At 60.8% G+C, this 6,227-nt stretch carries 6 protein-coding genes; all 6 read left to right on the top strand.

What is annotated here, in order from left to right; translation table 11 throughout:
• Positions 1 to 101 precede the first annotated feature (101 nt).
• The 6 genes from ACGFI9_RS16940 (at position 102) to ACGFI9_RS16965 (ending at position 5,781) form a co-directional block, all read left to right on the top strand.
• Entirely contained in the window at positions 102 to 647 is a 546-nt protein-coding gene (locus ACGFI9_RS16940; RefSeq protein ID WP_393178882.1) for a hypothetical protein, read from the top strand.
• A gap of 245 nt (positions 648 to 892) precedes the next feature.
• Complete coding sequence (locus tag ACGFI9_RS16945) at positions 893 to 1,486, top strand: DUF6932 family protein (protein ID WP_393178883.1); 594 nt, start codon at positions 893 to 895, stop codon at positions 1,484 to 1,486.
• Complete coding sequence (locus tag ACGFI9_RS16950; protein ID WP_393178884.1) at positions 1,479 to 2,426, top strand: hypothetical protein; 948 nt, start codon at positions 1,479 to 1,481, stop codon at positions 2,424 to 2,426. The genes ACGFI9_RS16945 and ACGFI9_RS16950 overlap by 8 nt, the downstream gene beginning before the upstream one ends.
• Before the next feature lie 65 nt (positions 2,427 to 2,491).
• Complete coding sequence (locus ACGFI9_RS16955; protein ID WP_393178885.1) at positions 2,492 to 3,436, top strand: Shedu anti-phage system protein SduA domain-containing protein; 945 nt, start codon at positions 2,492 to 2,494, stop codon at positions 3,434 to 3,436.
• Positions 3,437 to 4,034: 598 nt separating this feature from the next.
• A complete protein-coding gene (locus ACGFI9_RS16960) occupies positions 4,035 to 4,685 on the top strand; it encodes a hypothetical protein (RefSeq protein ID WP_393178886.1) in 651 nt (216 codons plus the stop codon).
• A gap of 184 nt (positions 4,686 to 4,869) precedes the next feature.
• Positions 4,870 to 5,781 (top strand): reverse transcriptase family protein, encoded by a 912-nt coding sequence (locus ACGFI9_RS16965; protein ID WP_393178887.1) that lies wholly within the window; start codon positions 4,870 to 4,872, stop codon positions 5,779 to 5,781.
• The last annotated feature ends 446 nt before the right edge of the window (positions 5,782 to 6,227 follow it).

Raw genomic sequence — 6,227 nt, forward strand, 5'->3', positions numbered from 1 at the left:
CCACGTCAGTCTTGTCGGAGGCGCCAATTACGGTGCTGACTGTGGCGCGAGAGTTACGAGGAGTCCCCCTAGACCCGCGACGGGAACGAAGGTAGCTGAGCATGTTCAAGAGGCGCTTGCCCACCCCCGCTCACAAAACGGAGAAAGAACTCTCGGCGTGGGCTCTAGGCGAACTCGCCCAGTGGTTCACGATCGCGCGGGAGGTGCCGGGGCGACACTGTGGCGGCCGTGCCGTCCGCATCGACGCGGTCCTGTGCCCACGCGACCGCGACCTCTGGCGCGACCCGGATATCGCGTTCGGCGTCGAGTTCAAGCTGGCCTGCCGGCACTCCTGGGACACCCGTGAGTACACAGCCTGGGCTGCGCAGATGGTCGACTACACGCATGTTGACTGGGCCGGGTACGGACGCTTGCCGATCCTCGCATGTCCGTCCCTGGTCGAGCCCTTCTCTAACGGGGAAGGCGGCATCGGCAGGGCGGAGCTGCTCGCGCATCTGCTCGGCCAGTTTCGGGTCGGAGAGCTGACGCGTACAGCACAGGAAGGGTGGTCCATCCTGATGCACGACAGGCATGTGATGTGGTCGCAGGCGAGGGGCGTCCGTGAGGGGCAGCGCTGGGGACTCAGGCCCCCCGTTGGCAACCGATAGATGCCGAAGCTACAACACGCGGTTTAGGAATGGTTAGTGCCTGCCGGGCCACCCCATGACGTCCGTCATCCAGGTCGGGGCCCCGGGGTAGTCGATCAGGCGGCCTGTGGCGCCAACAGCGGCGGCCATACGGGTCGAGTCGGCGAGAGTCTGCAAGATCATGGTCAACGGTCTTTACAGCGTGTGGCTGGGGCGATACGTTCCGGCGGCTGGTTTCGCCGCGGTGAAAGGAGCCGTGCCTGCTCATGCCGGTCCCAGCCTTCGGCCCGAACGGACACCTGCCGCTAGGTCGCCACCCCGCATCGATGACCGAGGTCCAGGAAGCCTTCGTAGACGCCCCGGTCTTTGCCGAATCTACGAGCCGTCGGCCCTGCTGGGAGGGCCTGCAAACATACTTGGAGCTGTGGAGCAGGCTAGAGGAAAAGATCGACGCAGCCTGCGAGGGACGCAACCTGCTGAAGTGCCTGTGGCTGGCCGGCAGCTTCATCAGCGACAAGATCAACCCCAGCAACATCGACGTCACCCTGATCGTTGAAGCAGACATACTCGCTAGGGCGGCACGGATGGGCCTAGGCGCGAGCAGGCCCCTGAAGTCGCTGTCTGCGCGGGAGAAAGCCCTAAAAGACTTCAGGGTGTCTCCCATCATCATCAAGTACACATACTTTCGGAGCCCCTTCCCTGGTGGGTTCGAGCCGGAGCAGGCCGAGTACCAGCAACTGCGCGGCGGCTTTGACGACTGGTGGTGTCGACTCCGCCAGGCAGGGGAGGACAAGCAAGCACCAACCGTGGAGACTAGTGAGTGGCGGCGGGGTTACCTGGAGGTGGTGCGCGGTGACTAGGCAGGAGGGCTCAGCCTTCGATCGCCACATCCAGGTCGATCGCGCACGAGTCGACGATCTCTGGGCGGAGTACAACGAAGGACCAGACGTCGAAGAGTCCCCCAGTGAGATCCTTGACCGCCACCTGTACGACGCGGTCACCGATCATGATCCTCATGCCCGACTCAGTCGTCGTCTGCAACTCCGCGTCGTGGGCAATACGGTACATACTGGCCGCCTTGATATCGGGATCGCCTACGAGCTCTTCCACGCCTTCTCGCAGGAAGTGAATGGAGCTGCGGAAGCCAACGCGGTGCGAAGTGCCGTCTCCTTCGAACTGGCCGGCGTTTCTAAAGGCAGCGCCGTCATGCATTTGGTGCCATCGACGCAAGAAGAACGCCCCGACGATCAGCAACTGGACCTTACGGTAGACCCGCTCGACGAAATCCTTTCGACGATCACAGACCTTCACGCAACGGCCGAGGAGGAAGGAGACCTCCGACGTTTCGCACGACACGAGGGTCTCGTTCGCGGGCTGCGTTCTCTCGCACTTGCCCTTGACAACCACGATCTCGAATTAGAGGTAGGCTGGCGCTCGGCGACCGGTAGGCATCGCAATTCACATCTCTCTCAACGCGCGCGTCAACACATCCGGCAGATGTGGGAAGTCGAATCAGTTACGCGCCTATTTGACGTCTCAGGTCGCGTAGTAAAGCTTGATCTGTCCGGTCGGTTCGACGTCAAAGTCACTCCCGCCCGGAATTCGAAGCGCTATGAGGTTCAGGTCGATGGAGAAGAACGACTTGTCCAGCTCGGCCTCAGACTCGGAGAAAACATTGCTGTGCGAGTCCGTGAAGAAAGGCGCGTTAACCACCTCGGCATTGAGCAAGCACCCACATACCACCTCGTCAAGCTACGCAAGGACTATGCTCTTCTTGACGATGAGACTGACCGGCAGTAACGCGGCGAGGGCGGGCCACGTCCAGTGAGCCACCTCAGCAACCGCAGCAGCATCGGGCTACAACCGTGACTGACGCCGCACGCTCCGATGTGGCTACCGACTTTCGAGAGCCATTTGTGGGCCACTTGCCGGGCTATCTGGCACAGAGCGAGCTGACCGGGCCGGACCGGCCAAGCGAAGAGATCTATAATGACTTGCTCATGGAGCGGTGGGATGCGCTCCTGGATGATGACGCGTCGAGGGATGAGCGCTTGGTTCATACGTTCTTAGAGCGTCACCCGTCGCTCCTGCCAGGCAGCCACACCCTTGACGTGGATTCAGGTCACTCGCCTTTTCCGATGGCAGTGATCTCGAAACCGAAGCTTCCCGGGCTGAGTGACCGCGAGCCGGACTTCATGTGGCTGGCCACTCACAGCACTGAGATATTCCCTATCTTGATTGAGATCGAGACGCCGCATAAGCGGTGGTTTTACGGCGACCGCGCAGAGATCCACAGCGACTTTACACATGCGCAAGGACAACTGGCCGAGTGGCGGGCTTGGTTTAACCGCGGGAACAACCGAGCGGCGTTCCTCGACTACTATGAACTTCCGTCACAACTCAGGGACCGGAAACTCAGTCCTCGTTTCGTCCTAATTTACGGACGTAGCGGGGATTACAACGCTGACCGACGACGTCGGGAAAAGCGCGCCGAGTTGGCCCGTGAGGATGAACGACTCCTCTCCTTCGACAGCTTGACACCCACTAAGCACAGCGTCCTTTACTCGACGGTCGCTAAGCGTCATAACGGGTACAAGGTTCTCGCTGTACCGCCGTCCTTGACGATCTTCAACCACGGTGAGTTCTATTTGCCGGCGGTCGGATGGGAGCCAGCGCTCGACGCCTGCAACGACATGGCATCGTCGCGACGCGAGTTCCTCAAGGAGGAGTTCCGGCTTCTCCTCGAAAACCCTGACGCCTACACGGTGATGCGGGGCAGGATGCGCCTCCGACGCCCGAGGTGGCTCTGAACCCAGGAGGAACCATGTCGCGAGTGATGCAGACGGCGTTTGCAACCCGCCGAGCATCTGTCGGATTCTCGTCACTTGGTGTGGGGCCAGTTCGCCGCCCGCGGGCGCCCCGCCCGAGCCAGATCATGGCATAGTGCCGCCAGGACTGACCGGTGGAGGGTCATGTGACTGACGTGACGCGTGACTACGACGACGAGCCCATGCTGACGTCGAGCTCCAGGACGCGGCACAGCACCTTGGAGAGCGCTTCGGAGATCACGACAAGCGGTTTCTAGCGCTGATGACGGCGTAGGAGCGGCCTGCTCACTATCAAGCGCCGTGGATGCTCTACCAACATGTCGACCGCATAAGGGAAGCACCGAAGAAGGCTGGAGGTCCCCATCCTGTGGAACTCGGTGACTACGGGCCGTTGCGGGGCTGCGGGACCTCTTCGATCAGCTCCGCAGCCACGTCCCAGACGTGCAGTGCACCGTGGACGACGAGCGAGGGCGGTACCGGGCTCGCATGGTCGTCGAGGATCTAGGAAGCTGAGCCGGTCTACAGCGTGAAACTGTATATGGACGAGTCGGGGAATGGAAACGCGTCGCAGCCACTGATCGTGGGCGCGGTCGAGATCCACGAAGACCCTGAGGAGATAGAACAGCGCATCCAGGAGCTTTTCCGCCGCTTGTCTGCTCGGCGGAGCCTTGACGGGCTATCTAGTTTCGAGGACTTTCGGAAGCGTGGATTTCACGCCTCAAGCGACCCGATCGAGATTTCGGTTCCCTTCTTAGAACTCATGCAAGACCTTGCCTTTAGGGCGTATATCGTAATTACTGACAGGACTAATCCTCGAGCCGGAGGCACCGAATTAGAGAAGCTTGAGTTTATGTACCAGCACCTACTAGGCGACATACTGATTCGCCATCGAGAACGATCCGAATTGGTCTGTTACATTGAGCAAAACGACAGCCTCGGCCAGGTTGTGTCAAAGCTACCTGAGACTGCGGCCCGTCGAGCTTACGAGAAGCTCGGGCGCCCGGTACGCCTACCTCGACTTGACGTCGTGATGGCGGCCAAAACACAGGCCATGTCGATGGCTATCATTGACTATATTATGATGGCGGTAAGCAGGTGGGTCCGGAAGGGTCAGATTACGGACCCAGCAGATCGGATCTACCGAGGCTTCCGCGAAGTTGAGCCGTTTATCTCAACTTTATACTCTCTGGAACGCGGCCTGATCTCCAGCCGCAAACTGCCACTTCATTGACGTGTGGTAAGCTTCCCGCTTAAGCAGGGCCGCAGTCAACTTTGTGCGCGAGTCCGCGTGCGTTGCAGCATAGTTCTTGGACAGGGACTGCGGCCCTGCTTCTGTTCTGAAGGGCGGCCGAATAATGCCTTTCTCGATCCACGATCTCGCGCAACACTCAGGCGTATCGCTTCGGCTACTTGAGATGCTTTCCGAGCGCCTTCCCACTGGTTCGGGACGCCTCTTCAAGACTCAGTCGTTCCGCAAGAAGCGTGGAGGCTTGCGTGAGATAGTCACACCCGGTCCGGGGCTTGACATGGTCACCAAAAGCCTCCATCGCAGCTTTTCCACGCTGCTGCCGTATAGCCCACCCGGACACGTGCATGGATTCGTTCAGGGGCGGTCGACACTTAGCAACGCGTCTGCACACCTTGACAAATCTTGCATACTGCGTGTCGACCTTGAAGACTTCTTCCCCTCGATCAATTCGGAGCAGCTAGAGTCTGCTCTGCAAATCCAGGGATACGACGAGAAGGCAGCAAGCCTCGCCGTTAGCGTTGTCACTATAGCCGGCAAGCTTCCAATCGGGCTCAGTACGTCACCATTCTTGTCGAATCTCGTCTTCGAAGACACCGATCGGCTTCTCGCACAGTACGCCGAAGCGGAGGGCCTGACCTTTACCCGATACGTAGATGACCTGGCATTTTCCGGTGAGGTGACTGATCGTCACTTCACGGCCATCGAGAGAATTCTGGACGACGCCGGCTGGTCCATTAATGCGAGCAAGACCGCTTACATGCGAAAGGGCGGCCCCCAGTACGTGACCGGGCTTTATGTGGGGGCGGCGGATCGTCCTCGCATTCCTCGCGCAACAAAGCGTCGCATGCGATGGATCGCGCACATCATTTCAAAGTTCGGCTATGAGACTTATATGACGGATTTCGGCGGAGAGAACGCCGACATGTTTCCTCAGCGCCTGATGGGCTGGGCTTGCTACATTGCGGCAGTCGAGCCAGAGCTGGGGTACCCGATGCTGCGCGCCTTCCACGACCAACTTCCAGTTCAGTACAATCCCCATGGCGACACATGGCTGACGATCATGAATGATATAGATTAGCCATCATCTCGGAGCCCGAGCGCGCCCGCCGGAGGCGCAGTAGCCGCAACCCCGCGACCGCCGCCAGCTCGCCGACGCGGCCGGCGTGCGCTCCCCTACGCCGCGCGGGCTGCTGGCCGCGCGGCCCGGCCGGCTGCCGGCTCACCCACACCACTCGTCGACGGCCTGCCGTTCTGCGGCGGCCCTCCGGGCCTCCCGCCCTTCGTGCCAGCCGCCGGGCATCCGGCGTGTCGGCCGCAGAGCGACAGCGGCAGCGGCCGGCGCGCGCCCAGGCGGCGGCGCATGCGGCCCGTTGCGGGCCGCCTTGAGCATGTATCGAAGGTGCCGACGCCTCTACTGGTTCGGTTGAACTAGGGCGTGTCTCGAAGTGCGTGTAGCCACTCGTTGATGGCGGTGACGTGGATGGTGGCCTCGTAGCGGACGGCTAACTTGTCGTACCGGGCGGC

The organism is Micromonospora sp. NPDC048930 (assembly GCF_043197935.1).
In the GTDB taxonomy this organism is placed as follows: domain Bacteria; phylum Actinomycetota; class Actinomycetes; order Mycobacteriales; family Micromonosporaceae; genus Micromonospora.

Bases quoted from the DNA above. Each gene is read 5' to 3' on its own strand.
- ACGFI9_RS16965 (WP_393178887.1), top strand. From the start codon at position 4,870: ATGCTTTCCGAGCGCCTTCCCACTGGTTCGGGACGCCTCTTCAAGACT.
- ACGFI9_RS16940 (WP_393178882.1), top strand. From the start codon at position 102: ATGTTCAAGAGGCGCTTGCCCACCCCCGCTCACAAAACGGAGAAAGAA.
- ACGFI9_RS16945 (WP_393178883.1), top strand. From the start codon at position 893: ATGCCGGTCCCAGCCTTCGGCCCGAACGGACACCTGCCGCTAGGTCGC.